Origin of the sequence: Plantactinospora endophytica, assembly GCF_016862915.1 — a bacterium.
Classification (GTDB): domain Bacteria; phylum Actinomycetota; class Actinomycetes; order Mycobacteriales; family Micromonosporaceae; genus Plantactinospora; species Plantactinospora endophytica.
Genome location: NZ_BONW01000008.1, coordinates 65,244 through 89,284 on the forward strand (window position 1 = coordinate 65,244; position 24,041 = coordinate 89,284).

22 protein-coding genes are annotated in these 24,041 nt (G+C 73.2%); 13 read left to right on the forward strand and 9 right to left on the reverse strand.

Annotated features, from left to right (window positions below):
- The gene (locus Pen02_RS09795; protein ID WP_203865624.1) at positions 1–732 is read right to left on the reverse strand and encodes a response regulator; all 732 of its coding nucleotides are present in this window, start codon (positions 730–732) and stop codon (positions 1–3) included.
- Entirely contained in the window at positions 729–2,075 is a 1,347-nt protein-coding gene (locus Pen02_RS09800; RefSeq protein WP_372445598.1) for a sensor histidine kinase, read from the reverse strand. Before Pen02_RS09800 ends, Pen02_RS09795 begins: the two co-directional genes overlap by 4 nt.
- A gap of 174 nt (positions 2,076–2,249) precedes the next feature.
- Here Pen02_RS09800 and Pen02_RS09805 point away from each other — a divergent pair, with 174 nt between their 5' ends.
- The 3 genes from Pen02_RS09805 (at position 2,250) to Pen02_RS09815 (ending at position 4,552) form a co-directional block, all read left to right on the forward strand.
- Positions 2,250–3,362 (forward strand): LLM class flavin-dependent oxidoreductase, encoded by a 1,113-nt coding sequence (locus Pen02_RS09805; protein ID WP_203865626.1) that lies wholly within the window; start codon positions 2,250–2,252, stop codon positions 3,360–3,362.
- Positions 3,359–3,973: an FMN reductase gene (locus Pen02_RS09810; protein WP_203865627.1), complete on the forward strand. Its 615-nt coding sequence runs from the start codon at positions 3,359–3,361 to the stop codon at positions 3,971–3,973. The genes Pen02_RS09805 and Pen02_RS09810 overlap by 4 nt, the downstream gene beginning before the upstream one ends.
- 105 nt (positions 3,974–4,078) lie before the next feature.
- Entirely contained in the window at positions 4,079–4,552 is a 474-nt protein-coding gene (locus tag Pen02_RS09815; protein ID WP_203865628.1) for a hypothetical protein, read from the forward strand.
- A gap of 152 nt (positions 4,553–4,704) precedes the next feature.
- Here the strand turns inward: Pen02_RS09815 and Pen02_RS09820 are convergent, their stop codons facing one another.
- From Pen02_RS09820 to Pen02_RS09830, 3 genes are all read right to left on the reverse strand, one after another.
- Positions 4,705–5,544, reverse strand: a complete 840-nt coding sequence (locus Pen02_RS09820; protein WP_203865629.1) for an aldo/keto reductase — start codon at positions 5,542–5,544, stop codon at positions 4,705–4,707.
- A gap of 183 nt (positions 5,545–5,727) precedes the next feature.
- Positions 5,728–6,717, reverse strand: coding sequence for an FAD binding domain-containing protein (locus Pen02_RS09825; protein WP_203865630.1), 990 nt, complete (start codon positions 6,715–6,717; stop codon positions 5,728–5,730).
- Entirely contained in the window at positions 6,714–7,235 is a 522-nt protein-coding gene (locus Pen02_RS09830) for a 2Fe-2S iron-sulfur cluster-binding protein (protein WP_203865631.1), read from the reverse strand. The genes Pen02_RS09825 and Pen02_RS09830 overlap by 4 nt, the downstream gene beginning before the upstream one ends.
- Positions 7,236–7,431: 196 nt before the next feature.
- Between Pen02_RS09830 and Pen02_RS41675 the strand changes: the two genes are divergently transcribed.
- The 3 genes from Pen02_RS41675 to Pen02_RS09845 all read left to right on the forward strand — a co-directional run bounded on the left by Pen02_RS41675 (position 7,432) and on the right by Pen02_RS09845 (position 12,849).
- Complete coding sequence (locus tag Pen02_RS41675; protein ID WP_239140386.1) at positions 7,432–10,758, forward strand: AfsR/SARP family transcriptional regulator; 3,327 nt, start codon at positions 7,432–7,434, stop codon at positions 10,756–10,758.
- Between the two features lie 235 nt (positions 10,759–10,993).
- Positions 10,994–11,977, forward strand: coding sequence for an ATP-binding cassette domain-containing protein (locus Pen02_RS09840; RefSeq protein ID WP_203865632.1), 984 nt, complete (start codon positions 10,994–10,996; stop codon positions 11,975–11,977).
- Positions 11,974–12,849: an ABC transporter permease gene (locus Pen02_RS09845; protein ID WP_239140388.1), complete on the forward strand. Its 876-nt coding sequence runs from the start codon at positions 11,974–11,976 to the stop codon at positions 12,847–12,849. Before Pen02_RS09840 ends, Pen02_RS09845 begins: the two co-directional genes overlap by 4 nt.
- 206 nt (positions 12,850–13,055) lie before the next feature.
- Here the strand turns inward: Pen02_RS09845 and Pen02_RS09850 are convergent, their stop codons facing one another.
- Positions 13,056–13,634 (reverse strand): TetR/AcrR family transcriptional regulator, encoded by a 579-nt coding sequence (locus Pen02_RS09850; RefSeq protein ID WP_203865633.1) that lies wholly within the window; start codon positions 13,632–13,634, stop codon positions 13,056–13,058.
- A 92-nt stretch (positions 13,635–13,726) separates the two neighbouring features.
- Between Pen02_RS09850 and Pen02_RS09855 the strand changes: the two genes are divergently transcribed.
- From Pen02_RS09855 to Pen02_RS09865, 3 genes are all read left to right on the forward strand, one after another.
- Positions 13,727–14,428 (forward strand): SDR family oxidoreductase, encoded by a 702-nt coding sequence (locus tag Pen02_RS09855; protein ID WP_203865634.1) that lies wholly within the window; start codon positions 13,727–13,729, stop codon positions 14,426–14,428.
- A gap of 166 nt (positions 14,429–14,594) precedes the next feature.
- Positions 14,595–15,650, forward strand: a complete 1,056-nt coding sequence (locus tag Pen02_RS42505) for an SPFH domain-containing protein (RefSeq protein ID WP_203865635.1) — start codon at positions 14,595–14,597, stop codon at positions 15,648–15,650.
- A 28-nt stretch (positions 15,651–15,678) separates the two neighbouring features.
- On the forward strand, positions 15,679–16,632 hold the full coding sequence (locus Pen02_RS09865) for a diacylglycerol kinase catalytic domain-containing protein (RefSeq protein WP_203865636.1): 954 nt from the start codon (positions 15,679–15,681) through the stop codon (positions 16,630–16,632).
- 79 nt (positions 16,633–16,711) lie between these two features.
- Here Pen02_RS09865 and fmdA read toward each other — a convergent pair whose 3' ends face one another.
- From fmdA to Pen02_RS09880, 3 genes are all read right to left on the reverse strand, one after another.
- A complete protein-coding gene (gene fmdA / locus Pen02_RS09870) occupies positions 16,712–17,965 on the reverse strand; it encodes a formamidase (RefSeq protein ID WP_203865637.1) in 1,254 nt (417 codons plus the stop codon).
- 20 nt (positions 17,966–17,985) lie between these two features.
- A complete protein-coding gene (locus Pen02_RS09875) occupies positions 17,986–18,267 on the reverse strand; it encodes an FmdB family zinc ribbon protein (protein ID WP_203865638.1) in 282 nt (93 codons plus the stop codon).
- A gap of 151 nt (positions 18,268–18,418) precedes the next feature.
- Positions 18,419–18,703: a DUF427 domain-containing protein gene (locus Pen02_RS09880; RefSeq protein WP_203865639.1), complete on the reverse strand. Its 285-nt coding sequence runs from the start codon at positions 18,701–18,703 to the stop codon at positions 18,419–18,421.
- Between the two features lie 84 nt (positions 18,704–18,787).
- Between Pen02_RS09880 and Pen02_RS09885 the strand changes: the two genes are divergently transcribed.
- The 4 genes from Pen02_RS09885 (at position 18,788) to Pen02_RS09900 (ending at position 23,996) form a co-directional block, all read left to right on the forward strand.
- Positions 18,788–19,909, forward strand: a complete 1,122-nt coding sequence (locus Pen02_RS09885; protein ID WP_203865640.1) for a sensor histidine kinase — start codon at positions 18,788–18,790, stop codon at positions 19,907–19,909.
- Between the two features lie 155 nt (positions 19,910–20,064).
- A complete protein-coding gene (locus Pen02_RS09890) occupies positions 20,065–20,787 on the forward strand; it encodes a response regulator (protein WP_203865641.1) in 723 nt (240 codons plus the stop codon).
- A gap of 132 nt (positions 20,788–20,919) precedes the next feature.
- Positions 20,920–23,028 carry an MMPL family transporter gene (locus Pen02_RS42510; RefSeq protein WP_203865642.1) on the forward strand — a complete coding sequence of 703 codons (2,109 nt, stop codon included), beginning with the start codon at positions 20,920–20,922 and terminating at the stop codon, positions 23,026–23,028.
- 227 nt (positions 23,029–23,255) lie between these two features.
- The gene (locus tag Pen02_RS09900) at positions 23,256–23,996 is read left to right on the forward strand and encodes a D-Ala-D-Ala carboxypeptidase family metallohydrolase (protein WP_239140390.1); all 741 of its coding nucleotides are present in this window, start codon (positions 23,256–23,258) and stop codon (positions 23,994–23,996) included.
- Positions 23,997–24,041: the final 45 nt, after the last annotated feature.

Sequence of the window (24,041 nt, forward strand, 5' to 3'; positions counted from 1 at the left end):
TCAGCCGCCGGCACCGCCGGGGGTCACCACGCCATGCTCGTACGCGAAGACCACCGCCTGGGTACGGTCCCGCAGCCCCAGCTTCATCAGCACCCGGGAGACGTGGGTCTTCACGGTCGCCTCGCCGAGCAGCAGCCGCTCGGCGATCTCGGCGTTCGAGGCGCCCCCGGCGAGCTGCACCAGTACCTCCCGTTCCCGCTCGGTCAACTCGGCGAGCCGCCGTCGGTCCAGTTCGGACGGTCCGCCGGTCGCGCCGGGTCGACTGCTCGGGGCCGTGCCGGCCGGGGTGGCGAAGGTCGCGATCACCCGACGGGTGATCTGCGGCGCCAGCAGCGCGTCACCCCGGGCGAGGATCCGGACCGCCTCGACCAGTTCCTCGGGCGAGCCGTTCTTCAGCAGGAACCCGCTCGCCCCGGCCTGCAACGCGGCGAACAGGTAGTCGTCCCGGTCGAACGTGGTCAGGATCAGCACCGCCGGCCCGTCCGCCCCGCTGGCCGCCACGATCTGCCGGGTCGCCGCCAATCCGTCCAGGTGCGGCATCTCCACGTCCAGCAGTACGACGTCGGGGCGCTGGGCCAGGGCCAGATCGACAGCCCGCCGGCCGTCCGCCGCCTCGCCGACCACCTCGAAGTCGTCCTCCGTTTCGAGGATGATCCGCAGGCCGGCCCGGACGAGATGCTGGTCGTCGGCGACGAGTACCCGGATCCGGCCGTCTTCGGTCGGCCCGGTCATGCCGTCGCCACCGTGGCAGCAGAGTCGGCGGAACCGCCGGACACGATCGGGAAGCGGGCCCGTACCCGGAATCCGCCGCCGTCCCGGGCACCCACCTCCAGGCTGCCGTCGTGCGCGGCCACCCGCTCCCGCATGCCGATCAGCCCGAGCCCGCCGCCGGGGGAGCGGGGCGGGGGCACGGCCCGGCCGGTCCGGCCGTCGTCGGTCACCTCCACCTCGACCTCCCGGCGCAGGTACCGGATCCGCACGTCGACCGCGCTGGCCCGGGCGTGCTTGATGGTGTTCGTCATCGCCTCCTGCACCACCCGGTAGCCGGCCAGCGAGACCGACTCCGGCACCGGCACCGGGGTCCCGTAGACCGTGTACTCGACGGCGAGTCCGGCGTCCCGGGCACCCTGGAGCAGGCTGTCGACCTGGTCCAGCCCGTAGCCGAGGGCCCCGTCGTTCGCGCCCGCGTTGCGCAGCACCCCGAGCATCCGGCGCAACTCGTCGACGGCGGTACGCGCGCTCTGCTCCACGGCGGCCAGCGCCGTCTTGGCCTTGTCCGGATCCTTGTCCATCACCCGCCGACTGGCACTGGCCTGTACGCCCATCACGGATACGTGGTGGGCGACGACGTCGTGCAGTTCACGGGCGATCCGGACGCGTTCCTGGGTGACCGCCCGCTCGGCGTTCTCGGCCCGGGACCGGCGCAGCGCCTCGGCCTGCACCTCCAACTCGTGCTGGCGCAGCGCGGAGGTCCAGGTGCGGTTGCCGAGCAGGTAGGCGAGCAGGAAGAAGGCGAGGTTGAACAGGACACTGCTGATGGCGGCGGCCAGGAACGGCGAGATCGGCCCGTTCCCGCCCGGGAAGTTCGACTCCATCGAGGCGACCGAGAGCCCCGCCGCGATGGCCAGCCAGGCGAACATCGCGACGATCACGCCGATCCGGATCCGGGCGGAGAGCCGGCGGTCCCGTCCCCAGGCCCCGAGGCTGTAGAGGGCGATGTACAGCGTCGCGGACGAGACCAGCACCTCCGGGCTGTGCCGGACCTGGGCGGCGATGAAGATCGCGGCGAGCACGGCGGTGCTGATCTCCGGATGGGTACGCCGCCAGATCAGCGGCAGCCCCACCAGCACCGCCCAGGTCAACTGCTCGGGCCAGGACGGCGGCGGGCCGAGCGGGAAGCTGCCCATGCTGTTCGACAGCACGACGCTGAGCAGGGCCAGGGCGGACATCGACAGCCCCAGGTAAATGTCCCGTTGACGTTGCAGCGCGGTCGGGCCGGGCCGGGCCCACGGGCCCGCCGGGGCGCCGTCCGCTCCGGGTGCCGCGTCGTCAGGTCGTGCGCTGCCAGCTTCCACCCGACATGGATAACGTATCCGCCGGGTTCCGCGCATCTTCGGCCTGCCGGCATGGCAGATATCACGGAGGGTGGTCGTCCGTTCCACCGACCCGGGCCGGCGGAATAGTTGACGCCGCAAGTATGTTGTGCCGGGCGATCCCCGGGTACCCGGGGTACGAGTGAGGAGCTGGCGATGCAGTTCGGGATCTTCAGCGTGGGGGACGTGACCACGGACCCGACGAACGGACGGGAACCGTCCGAGGCCGAGCGGATCAAGGCCATGGTCAGCATCGCGTTGAAGGCCGAGGAGGTCGGCCTCGACGTCTTCGCCACCGGCGAGCACCACAACCCGCCGTTCGTACCCTCGTCACCCACCACCATGCTCGGCTTCGTCGCGGCCCGGACCAGCAAGCTGCTGCTCTCCACCGCGACCACCCTGATCACCACCAACGACCCGGTGAAGATCGCCGAGGACTACGCCATGCTCCAGCACCTGGCCGACGGCCGGGTCGACCTGATGATGGGTCGGGGCAACACCGGACCGGTGTACCCGTGGTTCGGGCAGGACATCCGGAACGGCATCCCGCTGGCGATCAACAACTACGACCTGCTGCGCCGGCTGTGGCGGGAGGACGTCGTCGACTGGGAAGGCAAGTTCCGCACCCCGTTGCAGTCGTTCACCTCCACCCCCCGACCGCTGGACGGGATCCCGCCGTTCGTCTGGCACGGCTCGATCCGCAGCCCCGAGATCGCCGAGCAGGCCGCGTACTACGGCGACGGGTTCTTCGCCAACCACATCTTCTGGCCCAAGGAGCACACCCAGCGGATGGTCGGCCTCTACCGGCAGCGGTTCGAGTACTACGGCCACGGCAGCGCCGACCGGGCCATCGTCGGCCTCGGCGGCCAGGTGTTCATGCGGCGCAACTCCCAGGACGCGGTGGCTGAGTTCCGGCCCTACTTCGACAACGCGCCGGTCTACGGGCACGGCCCGTCGCTGGAGGAGTTCACCCGGGAGACCCCGTTGACCGTCGGCAGCCCGCAGCAGGTGATCGACCGTACCCTCGGCTTCCGGGACTACGTCGGCGACTACCAGCGCCAGCTCTTCCTCGTCGACCACGCCGGACTGCCGCTGAAGACCGTACTGGAGCAGTTGGACATCCTCGGCGAGGAGGTCGTACCCGTGCTGCGCCGGGAGTTCGCCGCGAAGCGCCCCGCACACGTGCCGGACGCGCCGACGCACGCCTCGATGAAGGCCCGGCGGGACGCCGAGGCGACGGCGGAGACCGAGGCGGGAGCCGCCCGATGACCGACCGGACCCTTGCCGTCGTCTCGGCCGGCCTGCGGGTGCCGTCGTCCACCCGACTGCTGGCCGACCAACTCGCCCAGGCCACCGCAGCCGAACTCGACCGCCGGGGCGTACCGGTGCGTACCGAACTGGTGGAACTTCGCGACCACGGGCACGACGTGGTGAACAACCTGCTCGCCGGCTTCCCGTCCGAGGCGCTGCGGCGGGCCCTGGACACCGTCGCCGGTGCCGACGGGCTGATCGTGGTGACACCGATCTTCAACGCCTCGTACAGCGGGCTGTTCAAGTCGTTCTTCGACGTACTCGGCGACGACGCCCTGGTCGACCGGCCGGTGCTGATCGGTGCCACCGGCGGCACGGCCCGGCACTCGCTGGCCCTCGAACACGCCCTCCGGCCGATGTTCAGCTACCTGCGGGCGGTGGTGATGCCGACCTCGGTCTTCGCCGCCCCGGAGGACTGGGCCGGCGGCAGCGCCCAGGGCACGCTGCGCGGCCGAATCGACCGGGCCGCCCGGGAACTCGCCGAGCAGGTCGGCCGGCGCGAACCGGCCGAGGCCGCCGACCCGTTCCGGCTCACCACCACCTTCGACCAGCTACTCGCCGGCGACTGAGCCCCACCGCCCACCCGGCTCGGCCTTCGACAGCGTCGCGGCCGGGTGGGCGAGGTCGGCGAGGCCCGGCCGGGTCGGCGCGGGTACGTCCGGTTGAATGTCCTGATGACCGCGACCCCACCGCTGCCCCGGGCCATCGGGCAGGCCACCGCCCGTGCCGTCGAGGCAGCCCGCGCGCACGACCAGGCGGCCCTCGACGAGGCGGCCGGTGACCTTGCCGCGCTGCCGGCCGAGCAGGTCGGTCTGGTGCTCGGCGCGGTACTCCGGATGCTGCTGGAGCAGGCGCACCCGGACGGGCTGGCCGGAGAGGACGTGCAGGCCGTACTGGTCCGGTGTGCCCGGAGCAACGCCGGCTGGCTGTCGGGGCTGGACGTCGGGGTACTGGCGCTGCTGCTGACCGGTGCGCTCGGCGTACACCAGATGGCCGACGAGGTGCCCACGGCCGATCCGGCGGCGGTGGCCCGGCACGCGCCGCTGCTCGTCGCCGACCTGCTCACGGTCGCCGGCGGAGCGGTCGGCGACTACCTGACCGCCGCGCTCGACGAGATCGCCGTCGCAGAGACGATGGAACTGCCCTAAGCGACGCGACCCGGCCGGTCCCGACTTCCCGGCCCGGTCGGGGCGGATGACGAGGACGCCCCCGCGATCGATGTCCGTTCGACCCGGATCACGAGGACGCCCTCGGGATCGATGTCCGGTCGGCGCGGATCACGAAGGCGCCCCCGGCGGGATCAGTGTCCGGTCGTGTCGGAGTCGGTGGCGGCGTCCTCGCCCCGGTCGAGCGCGGAGAGCGCGGCTACCTCCGCCGGGGTGAGCGTGAAGTCGAAGACGTCGATGTTGCTCTTCATCCGGTCCGGCGAGGCAGTCTTCGGGATCGGTACGAGTCCCAGCTCGACGTGCCAGCGCAGCACGATCTGCGCGGGCGTCCGGCCGTACCGGTCGGCGATCCCGGTCACCACCGGATGGGCGAGCAGGTCGCCACCCTGGCCGATCGGCCCCCACGACTCGGTGACGATGCCGTGCTTCTCGTGGTACGCCCGGGCGGCGTCCCGGGTCAGCGTCGGGTCCAACTGGATCTGGTTGACGTCCGGCGTGACGTCGGTGGCGGCCCGGATCCGGTCGATGTGCGCCGGCTTGAAGTTGGACAGGCCGATGGCCCGGACCCGGCCGTCCCGGAGCAGGTCGGTGAGGCCCAGGTAGGCGTCGACGTACCGGTCCTGCCACGGCATCGGCCAGTGGATCAGATAGAGGTCGAGGTAGTCGACGCCGAGCTTGTCGACGCTGTCCCGGAACGCCTCCTGGACCTTCTCCCGACCGTGCCACTCGCCGTTGAGCTTGCTGGTGACGAAGAGTTCCTCCCGGGGTACCCCGGAGGCGCGCAGGCCACGGCCGACGCCCACCTCGTTGCCGTACTTGTAGGCGGTGTCGATCAGCCGGTACCCGATCCCGATCGCCTCGGCCACGGCCCGCTCGGCCTCGGCGTCGGAAAACGGCCAGGTGCCGAAGCCGAACTGCGGGATCCGGGCACCGTTCGCCAGCGGACGGGTCGGGACTGTCGGCTCTGAAGTCATGCGGTTGGTCTCCTGCGGTCGAGCCCGGCCCCGGGTGGCGCGGCCGGCGCGGTGCGACGTTCTACCAGATCAACCTACCCGTGGCGGGACCACCGCCGCCGAGGTGGCGGCGCTCGGGGCCGGCCGCCGGGCTCGTGCTCAGGCCGCCCGTCGGGCTCGTGTCCAGACCGGCCGGGCTCGTGCTCAGGCCGGCCCGTCGACCAGGTCGAGCAGGGTACGGGTCAGGGTGTTGCGGGCCAGCGGCACCTTGAACGCGTTCCCCGGCAGCGGCCGGGCCTCGGCCAACTCCGCCTCGGCCGCCGCCCGGAACCGGTCCTCCAGGGCCGGGCCGCCGCGCAGCAGCTCCTCGGCGTGGCTGGCCCGCCACGGCTTGTGCGCCACCCCGCCGAGCGCGATCCGGACGTCCCGTACCGTACCGTCCGCCACGTCGATCGCCGCCGCCACCGAGACCAGCGCGAACGCGTACGACGCCCGGTCCCGGACCTTGCGGTAGTGCGAGCGGGTGGCGAAGGCCAGCGGGGGCACCTCGATCGCGGTGATCAGCTCGCCGTGCGCCAGTACGGTGTCCCGGTCCGGTTCGCCGTCCGGCAGCCGGTGCAGCTCGGTCATCGGGATGCGCCGCCCGCCGCCCGGTCCCTCGGTGTGCACCGTGGCGTCCAACGCGGCCAGGGCCACCGCGAAGTCCGACGGATGGGTGGCGATGCACTCCGGCGAGGTGCCCAGGACGGCAAGTTCGCGGTGGTGCCCGTCGATCGCCGAGCAGCCGGTGCCAGGCGTCCGCTTGTTGCAGGGGGTGGTGACGTTCTGGAAGTACACGCAGCGGGTGCGTTGCAGCAGGTTTCCGCCGGCGGTGGCGAGGTTGCGCAGTTGGCCGGAGGCGCCGGAGAGCAGCGCCTGGGAGAGCACCGGATAGCGGCCCCGGAGCAGCGGATGTGCCGCCAGGTCGCTGTTCGGGGTGGCGGCGCCGATCAGGATCCCGCCGTCGGGCAGCTCCTCGACCCGGTCGGAGGTGAGCCGGCGTACGTCCACCAGCAGTTCCGGCGTGGCCACGTCGAGTTTCATCAGGTCGACCAGGTTGGTGCCACCGGCGAGGTACGCGCCGGCCGGCGCCTCGGCCAGCAGCGCGACGGCCCCTCGTACGTCATCGGCCCGGGCGTACCGGAACGGTCTCATCGCCGGGCCAGTTCCTGGATCGCCGGCACGATGTTCGCGTACGCGGCGCAGCGGCAGAGGTTGCCGCTCATCCGTTCCCGGATCTCGTCGGCGTCCAGCCCTGTCCGACCCCCGTCACCGGCCGCCACACCGTCGGCGGTCACCGCGCTCGGCCAGCCCGCCTCGGCCTCGCGGAGCATCGCCACGGCCGAGACGATCTGCCCCGGCGTGCAGTAGCCGCACTGGAAGGCGTCGTACTGGATGAAGCAGCGCTGCATCGGGTGCAGTTCGCCGTCGGCGGCGAGGCCGGCGGCGGTGACGATCTCGGCCCCGTCGTGCGCCACCGCGAGGGCGAGGCAACTGTTCACCCGCCGGCCGTCCAGCAGGATCGTGCAGGCGCCGCACTGCCCGTGGTCGCAGCCCTTCTTCGGGCTCGTGTTGCCCAACCGTTCCCGCAGGGCGTCCAGCAGGGTGGTCCGGATGTCGACGGTGACCCGGTGCGCGGTCCCGTCCACCCGGAGGCTGACCTCCACGTCCATCCCCTCGGCCTCCTCCTCGGTCGGATCGAGTCGCGTTGAACACCCCCAAAGCTAGCTATACCAGGGCAGTAAAGCGGTGAAATGCACAAAGCCCTCGCAGTACGGCATGGCTGCCGGCGGCCCGACCCGGCCGTCCCGCCGGACGGCGGCCGGACGCGTGCGGGGCGCCGGGCCGGGGTGGGCGACAATCGACGCCATGCGGTTCGGCATCCTGGGCGCCACCGAGGTGTACGCGGGCGACGGCCGGCGACTCGTCGTCGGTGGCCCGCGCCTGCGCGCCCTGCTGGTGCTGCTGCTCCTCGACGCCGGCCGGGTGGTCTCGGCCGACCGGCTCATCCAGGGCCTCTACGGCGACAACCCGCCCGGTCGGGCCGGCAACGCGTTGCAGTCCCAGGTGTCCCGGCTCCGCCAGGTGCTCTCCGGCGTCGACGGGCCGGAGCCGGTGCTGGAGTTCCACCCGGCGGGGTACCGGATCGCGGTCGACCCGGAGGACGTCGACGTGCACCGGTTCGGCCGGCTGGTGGCCGACGGGCAGCGGGCGCTGGCCGGTGGTGACCGTCGGCACGCCGTCGAACTGCTGCGCGCGGCGCTGGACCTGTGTCGCGGCGAGCCGCTGGCGGACGTCCGGGAGGCGCCGTTCGCCCGAGCCCAGGCGATCCGCCTCGACGAGCTGCGGCTGACCGCGATCGAGGACCGGGTCGCGGCGGAACTCGACCTGACCGGGGCCGGGCCATCGGTGGCCGAACTGCGCGAACTCGCGGCGGCGTACCCGTTGCGGGAGCGACTGCGCGGCCTGCTGATGCGCGCCCTGCACGCGGCCGGACGGCGGGCCGAGGCGCTGGCCACCTTCGAGGAGGGCCGGCGCCTGCTGGCCGAGGAACTCGGCACCGACCCTTCGCCGGAGCTGGCCGCGTTGCACGTGGCCGTGCTGCGGGACGACCCCGCGCTGGCCGCCGCCTCGCCGGCTCCGGTCCGCGCCGAAGGCACCACGCCGGTCACCGCGCCCTCCCCGCTGTCTCTACGGCCGAACCCGTCGCCCCAGCCGCGTTGGTCATCCGCCGCGCCGCCCCCGCCGGCCGCCGGACCGCCCCTGCCGTCCCCGGCGGGTGCGGCGCCATCCGGGCCGCCGGTGGTCGGGCTGCCCGGGCAGCTCAGCAGCTTCGTCGGGCGGGAGGAGGAACTGGGTCGGGTCGGCAAGCTGCTCGGCGAAGCGCGGCTGGTCACCCTGCACGGTCCCGGCGGCGCCGGCAAGACCAGGCTGGCGATCGAGGCGGCCGGCCGGCAGCCGGGCGAGATCTGCCTGGTCGAACTCGCGGCGGTGACCGCAGGGGCGGAGGTGACCCCGGCCGTGCTGGCCGCGCTGCACCTGCGGGACGCCGCGCTGCGCGCCCAGGGCGGCCCCCGGGACGCCGCCGACCGGCTGGTCACGGCGCTCGCCGACCGGAGCCTGCTGCTCGTACTGGACAACTGCGAGCACGTCGTGGCCGACGCCGCCCGACTCGTCGCCCGGCTGCTCGGCGCCTGCCCACAGGTACGCGTCCTCACCACCAGCCGGGAGCCGCTCGGACTCACCGGCGAGGCGCTCTGCCCGGTCTCCGGACTGACCCTGCCCCCGGCCGGGGCGACCGTCGAGGCAGCCCCGGCGTACGCGTCGGTCCGGCTCTTCGTCGAGCGGGCCGGGGACGTGTCGCCGGAGTTCGCCCTCGGCCCCGACAACCTCGCGGCGGTGCTGCGGATCTGCCGCACCCTCGACGGGTTGCCACTGGCGATCGAGCTGGCGGCGGCCCGGCTCCGGGCGCTGCCGGTCACGGAGGTGGCGGCCCGGCTCGACGACCGGTTCCGGCTGCTGACCCGGGGCAGCAGGCTCGCCCAGCCCCGCCACCAGACGCTGCGCGCGGTGGTGCAGTGGAGTTGGGACCTGCTGGACGAGGCCGAGGCGCGACTGGCCCGCCGGTTGACGGTGTTCGCCGGCGGTGCCGACCTGGCAGCCGTCGAGCGGATCTGCGAGCCGCTCGGCGCCGACCTGCTCGACGTGCTCTCCGGCCTGGTCGACAAGTCCCTTGTGGAGGCGGGCGGCGGGCGCTTCCGGATGCTGGAGACGGTACGCGCGTTCGGGGCGGAACGACTGGCCGAGGCGGGCGAGGCCGACGAACTGCGGCGGGCGCACGCGGCGTACTTCCTCGATCTGGCGCACACCGCCGACCAGCGGCTGCGCGGCGCCCAGCAACTGGAGTGGCTGCGCCGGCTGGACGCCGACCGCGACGACCTGCACGCCGCGCTGCGCCGGGCGATGGCCGGCGCCGACTTCGGCACCGCGCTGGAACTGGTCGCCGCGCTGTCGTTCTACTGGTGGTTGCGCGGGCTGCGCGGCGAGGGCGCCGCGTTGGCCGCCCAACTGGTCGAGCGACTCGACGGTACGCCGCCACCCGGCTTCGAGGAGGAGTACGCGCTCTGCCTGCTGCACGCCTCGCTCGGCGGGTACGGCTCCGGGCCGCAGGGCGTCGAGCCGGCCGCCTCGATCCTGTGGAACCTGGGTCGGCCACCCCGGCAGCCGTTCCTGCTCTACCTCTCCGGGGTGGCCAACGGCCCGCCGCCGGGGATGGCGGAGAACCGGCTGACCACCCCGGAGGGCTGGGCGGGACTGCTCAGTACCGACCCGTGGAGCCGGGCGCTGGCCGGGCTCGGCCTCGGGATGGTCTGGATGCTCGACGGCCGGTACGAGGAGGCGCACGCCAAGCTCGGCGAGGCGCTGGCGGACTTCCGGGTGATCGGGGAGCGCTGGGGGACGATCCTGGTGCTGACAATCATGACGGAGTTGGCCTACCGGCGCGGCGACCTGGCGCACACCGAACTGGTCGACGAGGCGCTGCGGCTGGCCGACGAACTCGGTTCGATGCTCGACATGGCCGAACTGCTGCGTACCCGGGGTGACGGCCGGCTCGGCGCCGGTGACCTGGCCGGTGCGGCTGACGACTACCAGCGAGTGGTGGAACTTGCCCTGCCGGCCGGAGCGCCGGAACTGCTGGCCGCGGCGCACCTGGGACTCGGCGAGATCGCCCGGAAGCGGGGCGACCTCGGCCTGGCGCGGCGGCTCTGCGAGCAGGCGCTGGCGGAGTGCCCGACCGGCTGGTTCGGGGCCGAGGGGATCCGGCTCGCCGTGCTCGTCTCCCTCGGGCAGATCGAGACGGCGATCGGCGGCGCGGATGCCGCCCGGGCCGCCCGTACCCGGTTCCGTCAGGTGCTCGGCGCCGCCGTCGGGGTCTGGGAGCAGGCCACCCTGACGGTCGCGGTCGAGGGCCTGGTCGGGCCGGTACTCCGGGCCGGCGCCGTCGAGCGGGCCGGCCGGCTGCTCGGCGCGGTGGCGGTGTTGCAGGGCGGACCCGGCGGCCTGGTCGCGATCGAGGCGGCACCGGTCGCCGCCGTCGTCCGGGAGCGGCTCGGCGAGTCGACGTACCGGCGGGTCCGGGCCGAGGGGATGGCGCTGAGCCGGACAGCCGCACTCGGCCTGCTCGACGAATCCTGACCGCACCCCGGCCCTCCCCGAGTAGATCGGGTTCCGGTGGCGGCGGTGGCCGGTCAGCCGCCCGGTCTCCGGCTGTACGCCACCGAGGCCGCCGCCGAGGACGAGGTGCGTCGATCGGGTTCCGGTGCCGGTGGTCCGGCCGCCGACCGGTGACGCCCGCCTGGTGCGTGGCCGGTCGGCGTCGCCGTCAGCGGCTCGTGCGTGACCGGTCAGCGCGGTCGGCGACCGTCGGGGCATGACAACGGAGACATCAGCGGTCGTCGCCGAGGGACTGCACAAGCGGTACGGCGCGACCCGGGCCCTGGACGGGTTCGATCTCAGTGTGCCGGCCGGCACGGTGTGCGGACTGCTCGGACCGAACGGCGCCGGCAAGACCACGGCGGTACGGATCCTCTCCACACTGCTGCGCTTCGACGCCGGTCGGGCCCGGGTGGCCGGGTACGACGTGGCCCGCCAGCCCGAGCAGGTACGCGGCGTGATCGGCCTGACCGGGCAGTACGCGGCGGTGGACGAGGTGCTCAGCGGTCGGCAGAACCTGATCCTTTTCGGTCGGCTGCACCACCTGCCGGCCCGGATCGCGAGGCGTCGCGCCGACGAGCTGCTGGAGCAGTTCGGGCTGACCGGCTCGGCAACCAGGTCGGCGGCCGAGTACTCCGGCGGAATGCGCCGCCGGCTCGACCTGGCGGCCAGCCTGATCATGACGCCCCGGGTGCTCTTCCTCGACGAGCCGACCACCGGCCTCGACCCACGCAGCCGCAACCAGCTCTGGGCGGCGGTACGTGGCCTGGTCGCCGACGGCACCACCGTGCTGCTCACGACGCAGTACCTGGAGGAGGCGGACCAGCTCGCCGACCGGATTCTCGTGATCGACGCCGGACGGGTGGTCGCGGAGGGCACCTCGGCCGAGTTGAAGGCGCGGATCGGGGCCGACCGGATCGAGGTGGTGGTCCGGCACGCGGCGGAACTCGGCACCGCCGCCGGGATCGTCGAACGCTCCTCCGCCGGACCGGTGACGGTCGACCCCGAGATCCGGCAGCTCAGCGCCCCGGTCGTGGACCGGGTCGCCGCACTGGGTGACGTGATGCGGGCGCTGCGGGACGCCGGGATCGCGGTCGAGGACATCGCGCTGCGCCGGCCGACCCTGGACGAGGCGTTCCTGCACCTCACCGGGCACCAGCCCGGAGCGGCGCGGCCGAGCACGGCGGAGGTGGCGGCATGACCAGCACCCTGCGCGAACAGCATCGGGCGGTGGCGGCGGTGGGTCCGGCCCGGCGGGACACCGGTCGGCCGACCGGTCCGCTGGCCCGGCTCAGGTGGGCGGTCGCCGACGGCTGGGTGATGACCGGCCGGAACATGGCGCACGTGATCCGGTCGCCCGAGGAGATCGTGATCTACTTCAGCCTGCCGATCATGTTCGTACTGGTCTTCGGCTACGTCTTCGGCAGCGGCATGGCGACCGGTGCGGGCAACTACCGGGAGTACCTGCTGCCCGGAGTCTTCGTGATGACCATGCTGTACGGTCTCGGCGCCACCGCCAGCGGCATCGCGATGGACGTCAGCCGGGGCGTGGTCGACCGGTTCCGGTCGATGCCGATGGCCCGGACCGCCCTGGTCACCGGCCGGACCGGCGCCGACGTGCTGCGTGCCCTGCTGGAGATGACCATCCTGGTGGTCTGCGGCCTGCTGGTTGGCTGGCAGTGGCGAAACGGCCTGCTGGACGCGTTCGCCGCGGTCGGGTTGATCCTGCTGCTGCGGCTGGCGCTCACCTGGGTCGGCATCTTCCTCGGCCTGATGGTGCCGAACCCGGACACCGTCGGAGTCATCGTCTTTCCGCTGGCCTTCCCGCTGACCGCGCTCTCCAACGTCTTCGTCGCCCCGGACCTGATGCCGAGCTGGCTCGGTGCGATCTCGTCGTGGAACCCGCTGTCGGCGACGGTGGCGGCCAGCCGCGAGCTGTTCGGCAACCCCGGCACCGGTGGCGACTCCTGGGCGGCGCAGCACCCGATGCTCCTGGCGGTCGCCTGGCCGCTGCTGCTGATCGCGGTCTTCGCGCCGCTGGCCGTACGGCGCTACCAGCGGCTGAGCCGCTGACGAACCACGTACCGCCGCGTCCCGGGGGATGACGCGACGGTCGCTCGGGGGGATCCGGCCCGTACCCGCACTTCCGGGGTACGGGCCGGATCGAGCGCGTGTCGTCGGGGGGACGCTGCTGGCTCGGGCGGGGTTCGGGGTCCGGGCGTTGCTACCGATCGCGGCTGGGCGGGGTTCGGGGGGCGGGTGCCGCGACAGAGCGCGGCTCAGGTGGTGCCGAGTTGGGCGTCGAGCAGGGCCGAGGCGGTGAGCGTGGCCAGCCCGTCCAGCCCGGCGCCCTGGGTAACGGCTCGGCTGGCCGAACCGTCGTAGACGATGGTGAGCTGCCTGGCGAGCGTCTCCGGGTCGGCGGCGCCGGCCAGCCGGGCCTGGCGGGCGAAGAAGTCGGTCAGCCGCTGCTTGTGGTTACGGGCGACCACGCTGGCCGGGTGCTGCGGGTCCCGGAGTTCGACGGCGGTGTTCAGGAACGGACAGCCCCGATATTCCGATGATCCGGACAGCTCGTCCAGGTGGGCGAAGACGGCGAGGATCCGCTCGCGGGGGGCGAGTCCGGACGTCTCGTCCGGCAGGTGTACCGCGACCACCGCCGGACCGCATGCGGCGAGACTCTCCGCCACCAGGGCGTCCTTGGTCTCGAAGAGCTGGTACATCGTCCGCTTGGAGACGCCGGCGGCCTGACAGAGCCGCTCGACCCCGGTGGCCGTGATGCCCTCCCGGTGGAACAGGTCGGCCGCCGCGTGCAGCAGCCGGTCGCGGGGCGTCGCCGGGTCGGTCGTCGAGGTCACCTGGGCAGCGTACCCGGGCGTACTTGCGGATGAAAACCGATCGGTTTACGGTTGCGGAAACTGATCGGTTTCCACTTCTCGGAGGTTCCACCATGCAGGTCGAAAACGCCGTCGTACTGGTCACCGGCGGCAACCGGGGGCTCGGCCGGGCGATCGCCGCCGAGGCCCTGGCCCGGGGTGCCCGCAAGGTCTACGCCACCGCCCGCGACCCGCGTACGGTCACCAACCCGGACGTCGTGCCGCTGGCGCTGGAGGTGACCGATCCCGGGTCGGTCGCCGAGGCCGCCCGGCGGGCACCCGACGTCACGCTCCTGGTGAACAACGCGGCCGGCGCGGTCGCCGCGAACTTCCTCGACGGACCGGTGGAGGACGTCCGTCGCGAGTTCGAGACGAACTTCTTCGGCCCGCTCGCCGTGACCCGGGCCTTCGTGCCGGGCATGGTGGCCGCCGGTGGGGGACACGTCCTCACCATCCACTCGGTGCTCTCCTGGCTCGCGCTGTCCGGCTCGTACAGCGCCTCGAAGGCGGCACTCTGGTCGATGAGCAACTCGCTCCGGCTGGAACTGCTCGCCAAGGGCGTCGGGGTGACCGGCCTGCACGTCGGGTACGTCGACACGGACATGGCCGCGCACATCGACGCGCCGAAGCTCGCCCCGGGGGACGTCGCCCGGCAGGCGCTGGACGGCGTCGAGGCCGGCGCCTTCGAGGTGCTCGCCGACGACGTCTCCCGACGGGTGAAGGCCGGGCTCTCGGCCGACCTGACCGCGCTCTATCCGCAACTGGTCGGCGGCTGATCCACGGCCGTCGCCCGGGACGTCGTGATGACCGTCAACCTGGCCGCTGCGTGTCCTGCAATCGGACCCTGCTCCGCTGCTCGCCCGGAGGATTTATCGGCGGCTTGACGCGAAATAGGTCTCCCCTTTATCGTCGTGGCGACGAAAACAGGGGAGGTGGCGCGTCATGGCCGACGTGACCAGGCGGCTGTTCCTGCGACACCTGCGCGGGGCGCCGACCACGTGGATCCGGCACTCGGTGCGGGGCCGGGTCCGGCACGAGGGGGTCGGGCAGTCCTTCTGGTACCGGCCGCTGGTCGGCGTACTCAGCGAGGTGCCGGTCGACGACCGCGAACTGCCGCTGCTGTTCCACGCCCGGACCAGCGACTTCGCCGACGTCACCGTGCAGGCGACGGTGACGTACCGGATCGCCGACCCGGCGGTGGCGGCGAGCCGGCTGGACTTCTCGGTCGACCCGCACAGGGGCGTCGCCCGGGGCCGTCCACTGGACCAGGTGGCCACCCTGCTGGCCGAACTGGCCCAGCAGCCGGCGCTCGACCTGCTGGCCCGGGTGCCGCTGGCCGAGGCGCTGACCGACATCGCAGGAGTCCGCGAGGCGGTGTCGGCGGCGCTGCGCGACGAGGCACGGCTCACCGACGTCGGGGTGTCGGTGGTCAGTGCGCGGGTGGTGGCGGTCCGGCCGGAGCCGGAGATGGAACGGGCGCTCCAGACGCCGACCCGGGAGACGGTGCAGGTCGAGGCCGACCGGGCCACCTACGCCCGGCGGGCGCAGGCGGTGGAGCAGGAGCGGGCGATCGCCGAGAACGAGTTGCAGAACAAGATCGAGCTGGCCCGCCGGGAGCAGCAACTCGTCGAGCAGCACGGCGCCAACTCGCGGCGCAGGGTCGAGCTGGAGGCGGCGGCGGAGCTGGCGGTGGCGCAGGGCAAGGCCGAGCGGGAGAAGGTCGCGAACGCGGCGGCAGCCGAGCGGGCCCGGGTGCTGGCCGCCGCCGAGGCCGACAAGGAGCGCACCCTCGCCGGGGCGAAGGCCGACGGGGTACGCGCGGTCGGGCTCGCCGAGGCGGAGACGGAGGCGGCCCGACTGGCGGCGTACCGGGACCTGTCCCCGGAGGTGCTGCACGCGCTGGCCGTCCGCGAGGTGGCCGGCCAGCTGCCCGAGATCGGCCAGCTCACCGTCACCCCGGACGTGCTGACCGGCCTGCTGGGCCGGCTGTCCCGATGAGCGTGGCGGCACCGGCGGGGCGGGCCGGGTGAGCGCCACCCTCGCCCCCCGGATCGTCGTGGTGAGCCGGCGCAGCGAGCTGGACGAACTGCTGGCCCACCACGGCACCCGGGCCGCCGCCGGCTACTACCTGGGACAGCGCGGGCGGGACCTGGCCGAGGTGGTGGCCCGGCACGACGCGCTCCAGGCGGCCCTGACCACCGTCGGCGCGGCCGTCCCGGCCGACTGGCGGCGGGGCAGGGCGGACCGGGACGACCTGGCCCGGTTCCCGTTCGCCCCGGAGGACGTCGTGGTCGCGGTCGGCCAGGACGGGCTGGTCGCCAACGTCGCCAAGTACCTCGACGGGCAGCCGGTGCTCGGCGTGGACCCGGAGCCGGGGCAGAACGCCGGGGTACTCGTCAGGTTCGCGCCCGCCGAGGTCGCCCGGCTGCTGCCGGCGGTGGTCGCCGGGCGCGCTCCGGTGCGCGAGCGGACCATGGTCCGGGCCGCGCTCGACGACGGCCAGGAGCTGATCGGGCTCAACGAGGTCTACGCCGGTCACCCCGGCCACCAGTCGGCGCGTTACCTGCTCTCCACCGCCGACGGCCGGCGGGAACGCCAGTCCTCCTCCGGACTGGTGGTCGGCACCGGGACCGGTGCCACCGGCTGGTGTGCCTCGATCGCCAGGGAACGTTCGGAAGCACCGCCGCTGCCGGCCCCCGACGAGCCGGCGCTGTGCTGGTTCGTCCGGGAGGCGTGGCCGTCCCCGGCGACCGGAGCGTCGCTGACCGCCGGGCGGCTCGGGCCGGCCGAGTCGCTGGAGGTCGTCGCGGAACGGGAGCGGCTGGTGGTCTTCGCCGACGGGCTGGAGGCCGACCACCTGACGATGGCCTGGGGACAGCGGTTGACGATCGGCCCGGCCGCCCGGCGACTCCGCCTGGTCGAGCCGCCGACCGCACCGCCCGAGCCGGCCCGCCCGACCGCCCGGCGCCGCCGCCGTTAGCGGCAACCCACGCCTCCCCAGCGCCCCGCCCGCTGGGCAGCCCACCATGGTCGGCATCCCCGGCCAGCGGTACGCCTGGTCAGAACGTCGCCTTCGGCGCTCCCTGCCCCGGGCTGACCCGGGCCGGCCCGGCGGCCGACGGGCGTACGTCGACGTCGAAGATCGCCGTCGGCAGGTACACCGTGGCGCACGAGTTCGGGATGTCCACCACGCCGGAGAAGCGCCCCTCGATCGGGGCGGCGCCGAGGATCAGGTACGCCTGCTCCGGGCTGTACCCGAACCGGGTCAGGTAGTCGATCGCGTGCAGGCAGGCGCGCTGGAAGGCGAGCTGCGAGTCGAGGTAGCGCTGCTCCCCGTCGGTGCTGACCGAGATGCCGGAGAAGGCGAGCCACTGGCTGTACTGCGGAGCCACGATCCCGGGCAGGAAGATCGCGTTCTCCGACACCCCGTACGTCGTCATCCCGCCCTTGATCACGTCCACGTGCAGGTCGAGGAAGCCGCCCATCTCGATCGCGCCGCAGAAGGTGATCTCGCCGTCGCCCTGGGAGAAGTGCAGGTCCCCCATGGACAGGTTGGCGCCCGGGACGTACACCGGATAGAAGACCCGGGTTCCCTTGGTCATGTTCTTGATGTCCTGGTTGCCGCCGTTCTCCCGGGGCGGCGCGGTCCGGGCCGCCTCCGCCGCGACCCGGTCGAAGTCGCTGCCGGTCAGCGAGCCGAGGATCGCACCGTCGGGCAGCGGCGGCAGCGACAGCGGCGGCACCCGGTCCGGATCGGTGGCCCGCAGCGCACCCTCCCGCTCGTTCCACTTCGCCAGCAGCGCCGCCGACGGGGCGGTACCCATCAGCCCGGGGTGGACCATTCCGGTGAAGGTCACCCCGGGCACGTGCCGGGAGGTGGCCTGCTGCCCGCTGAAGTCCCAGATCGCCTTGTACGCGTCCGGGAAGTAGTCGGTCAGGAAGCCTCCGCCGTTCTGCTTCGGGAAGATCCCGGTGTAGCCCCAGCCCTGGCCGGCTAGCGGACCGGAGTCCTCCTGCGGGATCGGCCCGACGTCGAGGATGTCGACCACCAGCAGGTCGCCGGGCTCCGCGCCGCTTACCGAGAACGGGCCGCTGAGCGCGTGCACGATCGGCAGCGGCGCGTCCCGGACGTCTGCGGCCGAGTCGTCGTTGTGGATCGCACCGTCGAACCACTCCCGGCAGTGCACCCGGAACGACTGGCCGGGCCGGACGGTGGCGACCGGCGGGATGTCCGGATGCCACCTGTTGTGGCCGACGAGTGCCTGCTCGGGGAACCTCTTCGTCGAGTCCAGCGGAAACAACAGCTCGGGCATCGCGGCTTCCCTTTCACCCGTCAGGGTCGTGGCAGACGGGCGTGCCCGGGATGGGCCGGTCGGGCCGGCGCGACGCGTCGGCCGGGAACCCGGGAGACCACCTCCGGGGCCTCGGCACTGCGGCCGGCCCGGTCGAGGGCCGCGACCAGCGGACGCGGCATGGCGCGCAGCGACGGTGCCGAGTAGACCCGGACGGCCTCCGCCGCACAGGTCGCGCAGCGGACCTGTCCGGGCGCCTGCCCGATCGGGTACCGCGCCGGAAAGGTCCCGTCCCGGGGACACCGGTACTCGTACGTCGCCACGGGTCAAGGATCCGACCCGAAAGGTGGCCTTCGCAGGCTTATGCCACAACTAGCGCCTTTTGGTGCCGCGACCGCTGTCCGTGCCCGTCCGCCTCCCGCTTGCGTGCCGCGCCGTACCGCCCCGCTCGCCGGGCGCCCGGGGCAGCCGCGCTCAGTCGACGACCTGGACGTCCTTCCAGAAGGCGACCCGGTCCCGGACCATCTCGGCGTCCGGCTTCGGCTCGGGGTAATACCAGACGGCATCGTCACTGCGCCGCCCCTCGTGTTCGAGGCTGTAGTACGACGCGGTGCCCTTCCACGGGCAGAAGGTGTGCGTGTCGGATTCCCGGACCAGGTCGTCGCGCAGGGCCGTACGCGGGAAATAGTGGTTGCCCTCGACCACGACGGTGTCCGCGCTCTCCGCGATGACCAGGTCGTTCCAGATGGCTTTCGGCATGCTCCCCACACTATGCCGGCGGTCCGGCCGGAACTCGCTCCGCAGAGGGAGGCGTCCGACTCACCGCGCCCGGATACTGGGGCGATGCGCGCGTGGTGGGACCGGCTCGTCGAGTGGGGGCGCGGCCGGCCACCACTGGTCGTGGACGCTCTCGTCGCGCTCGCCTGCTACCTGATCATCATCATCAACGCCTTCACCAAGGACCGCGCCGAGTGGTGGGTCTTCGTCCTCGCGGGCCTGAACGCGACCCCGCTGATCTGGCGGCGGCGGTACCCGTTCCTGGTGACCGCGGTGACCGGGGTCGGCACCACCTGGCTGGCCCTGGAGCACGCGATCGGCGAGATCCCGGTCGCCCAGCTCGTCGCCACCTACACGTTCGCGGCGATCTGCCCGCTGGCGCACCGGGCCGTCCTGCTGCTCGGCACCCTGGTCGGGGTGGGCATCTCGCTGCCAAAGGGCGAACTGCTCGCCTTCGGGCCGGCCGTGATCGCGTTCGTGGTCGCGTACGCGATGGGGACCAGTGCCCGGGCCCGGCGGGACCGGATCGCGATGCTGGAGGAGCGCACCCGGCGGTTCGCCGAGGAGCAGCACGCCGCCGCGGCCCAGGAGCGGGAGCGGATCGCCCGGGAGGTGCACGACATCCTGGCCCACTCGATGAGCCTGGTGGTGGTGCAGGCCGAGGCGGGGCCGGTGGTGGTCCGGTCCGACCCCGGCCGGGCCGAGGAGGTCTTCGACACCATCTCGGCGACCGCCCGGGAAGCGCTCGTGCAGCTCCGCCGGGCCCTCGGCGTGCTCCGGTCGGACGGGCCGCCCCGGGCGCCGGTGCCGGACCTCGACGCGGTACGGCCACTTGTCGAGAACGCCCGACGGGCCGGCCTGGCCGCCACCCTGGAGGAGTACGGCCAACCCCGGCCGGTGCCGGCGGACCTGGGCGTGACGGCGTACCGGGTCGTGCAGGAGTCGCTGACCAACACGCTGCGGCACGCCGGAGCCGGCGCGGTCCGGGTCCGGATGGACTGGGCGGACGCGGCGTTGCGGCTGGAGGTAAGCGACGACGGTCGCGGACCGGCCGACGGCGGCCCACCGGGCGGCCTCGGGCTGGTCGGGATGCGGGAGCGGGTGTCGGCGGTCGGCGGCACGTTGAGCACCGGTCCGGGGCCGGACGGCACGGGGTTCCGTGTCGCGGCCACGCTGCCACTACCGTAGGGACGCACCGCCACCGGCCCGGACCGCCGTGGCCGGCCCGAGGCCGGGTGCGCCCGGCCGCGCCGTCGGGACCGGCGTGGGGGAGGGCGGCGGAACGACGGACGGGTACCGGCGGCAGCCTGCCGGCGGGCCGGTCAGCACGCGGGAGAGGGCCGATGCCGGAGCAGACCACACTGCGGGTGCTCATCGTCGACGACCAGGCGCTGGTGCGGGACGGCTTCGGCATGATCCTGGCCGCCCAGCCGGACATCGCGGTGGTCGGCGAGGCCGCCGACGGTGCCGAGGCGCTGGACCGCGCCCGCGAGCTGGCTCCCGACGTGGTGCTGATGGACGTTCGGATGCCCAATGTGGACGGCATCACCGCGACCGCCCGGATCTGCGCCGAGACGACCGCCCGGGTACTCGTGCTGACCACCTTCGACCTCGACGAGTACGTCTACGACGCGCTCCGGGCCGGCGCCAGCGGCTTCCTGCTCAAGGACATGCGCCGGGACGAGCTGGTCAACGCCGTCCGGGTGGTGGCCGCCGGCGAGGCCCTGCTCGCGCCGACCGTCACCCGCCGGCTGATCGCCGACGTGGTGTCCCGGGACCGTCCGCTCCGGCCGGGCCGGGCGCTGCCGGACCGGCTGGCGGCGCTCACCGCCCGGGAGACGGAGACGTTGCGCCAGGTCGCCCGGGGGCTGTCCAACGCCGAGATCGCCGCCGCGCTGTTCGTCAGCGAGCACACCGTGAAGACCCACGTCAGCAACGTACTGACCAAGCTCGGCCTGCGGGACCGGGTCCAGGCGGTGGTGCTGGCGTACGAGTCGGGCCTGGTGCTGCCCGGCGACCTCGGCGTACCGGACGAGGTCGGACGGGCGGCTCCCTCCCGCGAGTGAGGTGTCGGCGGGCACCCCCGCCCGTCCGGCGGAGCGGAGATCCGTTCCGTACGGCGATCCGGAGCGGTGGCCGTCCGGACCACCATCGTGGCAGTTCCCGGAGCCGGGAACGTGTCCACGATGGAGAGTGCCATGTTGGGTCTGATCACCGGGTACGCCATCCGGCGGCCTGTCGTCGTCCTGCTGCTCTGGCTGGTCGTCCTGGTCGGCGGGATTGGGGTCGGAGTCGGGGTCTTCGAGCGCCTGGTCGCCGACGTCGGCGGCGTACCCGGCAGCGAGTCGGACGTCGGCGTGGAGCGGTTGGCCGAGGCGCCGCCCGAGCCGGTCCGGCTGACCGCCGTGATCACGGGTGTGCCGGCCACCGATCCGGCGGTCCGGGCGAGTGCCGACGCGGCCGTGGCCGAGGTACGCACGATGCCGGGCATCGCCGAGGTCTCCGATCCGCTGCCGTCGCCGGGTACCGGGCAGGCGCTGCTGATCTCGGTCACCCTGACTCCCGGGGACGGTGAAGCCGACGCGGCCGAGACCGCCGCCGCCCGGCTGCACCGGATCGAGGCGCCGTCGGTCGCGGTCGGCGGCGGACCGATCACCGACCAGGAGTTCGGCTCGCAGGCCCAGCAGGACGTGGCGAGGGCGGAGGCGCTGAGCATGCCGGTGGTGCTCGTGCTGCTTCTGCTGATCTTCGGTGGCCTGGTCGCGGCCGGGCTGCCGCTGCTGGTCGCCGTGGTCGGCATCGGCGGCACCTTCGGGGTTCTCTACGCCTTCAGCCTCGTCTCCGACGTCTCCGTCTACGCCGTCCAGGTCACCACGATGCTCTCGGTCGGGCTGGCGGTCGACTACGCGCTGCTGATGGTGAGCCGGTTCCGTGAGGAGCGGGTCACCGCGCCGGACGTGCCGACAGCGGTCGCCCGGACGGCGGCGACCGCCGGCCGTACCGTGCTGTTCGCCGGGTTGACCGTGGCGGTGGCGTTGACCGGCCTGCTGGTCTTCCCGGATCCGTTCCTCCGGTCGATGGGGCTGGCCGGTGCCGCGGTGGTCGCGGTGGACATGCTCGCCGCGTTGACCCTGCTGCCGGCACTGCTGGTGCTGGTCGGTCGGCGGATCCCGGCGGCGAAGCCGCGTACCCGGGCCGGGGTGTTCGCCCGGCTGGCCGGGCTGGTGCAGCGCCGGCCGGTGCTGACCCTGGTCGCCACCGTGGGGGTTATGGGCACGCTGGCCGTACCGGTGCTGGACCTGCGGCTGTCCACAGGGGACCCCCGGCTACTGCCGACCAGCACCCAGACCCGGCAGATGTGGGACGCGCTCGGCACGCACTTCCCGGAGCGGACGGCACCGAGCGACATCGTGGTGCTGGCGCCGGTACCGGCCACCGACCCGGAACTGGCCCGGTTGCGGGCCCGGGTGGCCGGGGTACCCGGGGTCACCCGGGTGGAGACCGTGCCGGCGGGACCGGAGTTGACGGTGCTGCGCGCGGCGCCCGCCGCACCGCCGGAGGAGGCGGCGGCCCGGACGACGGTCAGCGCGATCCGGGCGTTGCCCGCGCCGTTCGAGGTCGTCGTCACCGGCAACGCCGCCCGGCTGGTGGACTACCGGCAGATGCTGGCCGACCGGTTGCCGTGGGCGATCCTGGTGGTGGTACTCGCCACCCTGGTGCTGCTCTTCGCGCTCACCGGCTCGGTACTGCTGCCGGTCAAGGCGGTACTGACGAACGTGCTCAGCCTCGGTGCGGCGCTCGGCGCGGTGGTCTGGGTCTTCCAGCAGGGGCACCTGGCCGGCCTGTTCGGCACGGTACGACTCGACTCGACCCACCTGACCGTGCCGGTACTCGTCGGCGCGATCGCCTTCGGACTCTCGGTGGACTACGAGGTGTTCCTGCTGTCCCGGATCCGGGAACGCTGGCTCGCCGGGGCCGACCCGCAGCGGGCGGTCGCCGAGGGGTTGCAGCGGACCGGTGCGATCGTCACCTCGGCGGCGTTGCTGCTGGTGGTGGTCTTCGCCGGGTTCCTGGTCGGCGGCTTCGTACCGGTGAAGGCGATCGGGCTCGGCCTGGTGCTGGCGATCGCCCTGGACGCCACCCTGGTACGGATGCTGCTCGTGCCGGCCACGATGACTCTGCTCGGTCGGTACAACTGGGCCGCGCCGGGGCCGTTGCGTCGGCTGCACGCCCGGATCGAACTGCGTGAGGCCGAGCCGTCCACACCGGAACCTGCTGCGGAACCCGCTGCCGCCCTGTCCCGGTAGCCGGTTCCGGCTCGCCCACTCGGGCGACGACGGCCGCACCGCGCCGTAACCATCGCTACACCGCCCCGCCACAGCCGGTCTCGTACGGCGGCGGGGCGGTGAACGGTGCGTCACCGAGGGGTGAAGGAAACCGCCGTCCTACGAAAGGTGTGTGCAGGATATTGACTTGTGATCGAGGGGCAGCCATCCTCGTCGATATTCAACCCCCGCTCGGTATGGAGGACCCCTTGCTCAGACGTACCGTCAGAATTCTCGCGGCGCTCACCATGGCAGCCGCGGCCACCCTTGTCGCGACCGTGACCACCGCCGCGCCCGCACAGGCCGACGGTTGCTACACCTGGGGCCGGACCCTCTCCGAGGGAATGTCCGGTGAGGACGTACGGCAGTTGCAGATCCGCGTCGCCGGCTACCCCGGCAACAACGCGGTGCTCGGCATCGACGGCGCCTTCGGACCGGCGACCCGGGCCGCGGTGGTCCGCTTCCAGCAGGCGTACGGGCTCGGTGCCGACGGCATCGCCGGCCCGCAGACGTTCACCCGGATCTACGCGCTCCAGGACGACGACTGCACCCCGGTCAACTTCAGCTACGCCGAGTTCAACGACTGCAACTCGGACTGGTCCGGCGGAGCCGTGTCGGCCGCCACCGCCCGGTTCAACGCCCTGGTGAACATGTGGAAGCTCCAGGCGATGCGGCACGCCCTCGGCGACCAGCAGATCCGGGTCACCAGCGCGTTCCGCAGCCACGCCTGCAACAACGCCGTCGGCGGCTCCTCGACCAGCCGCCATCTCTACGGTGACGCGGTCGACCTCGGCGCCAGCCCGCACAGCCTGTGCCGGCTCGCCCAGCAGGCCCGCAACCACGGCTGGCGGGAGATCCTCGGCCCCGGCTACCCCGGACACAGCGACCACACCCACGTGGCGCACAAGTCGAGCCGTACCTGGTCGGCGAGTTCCTGCGGCGTCTCCTGACCCAGCCTGCGCGTTCGCGGTGCCCGTCGGAGGCGGGACGGGTAC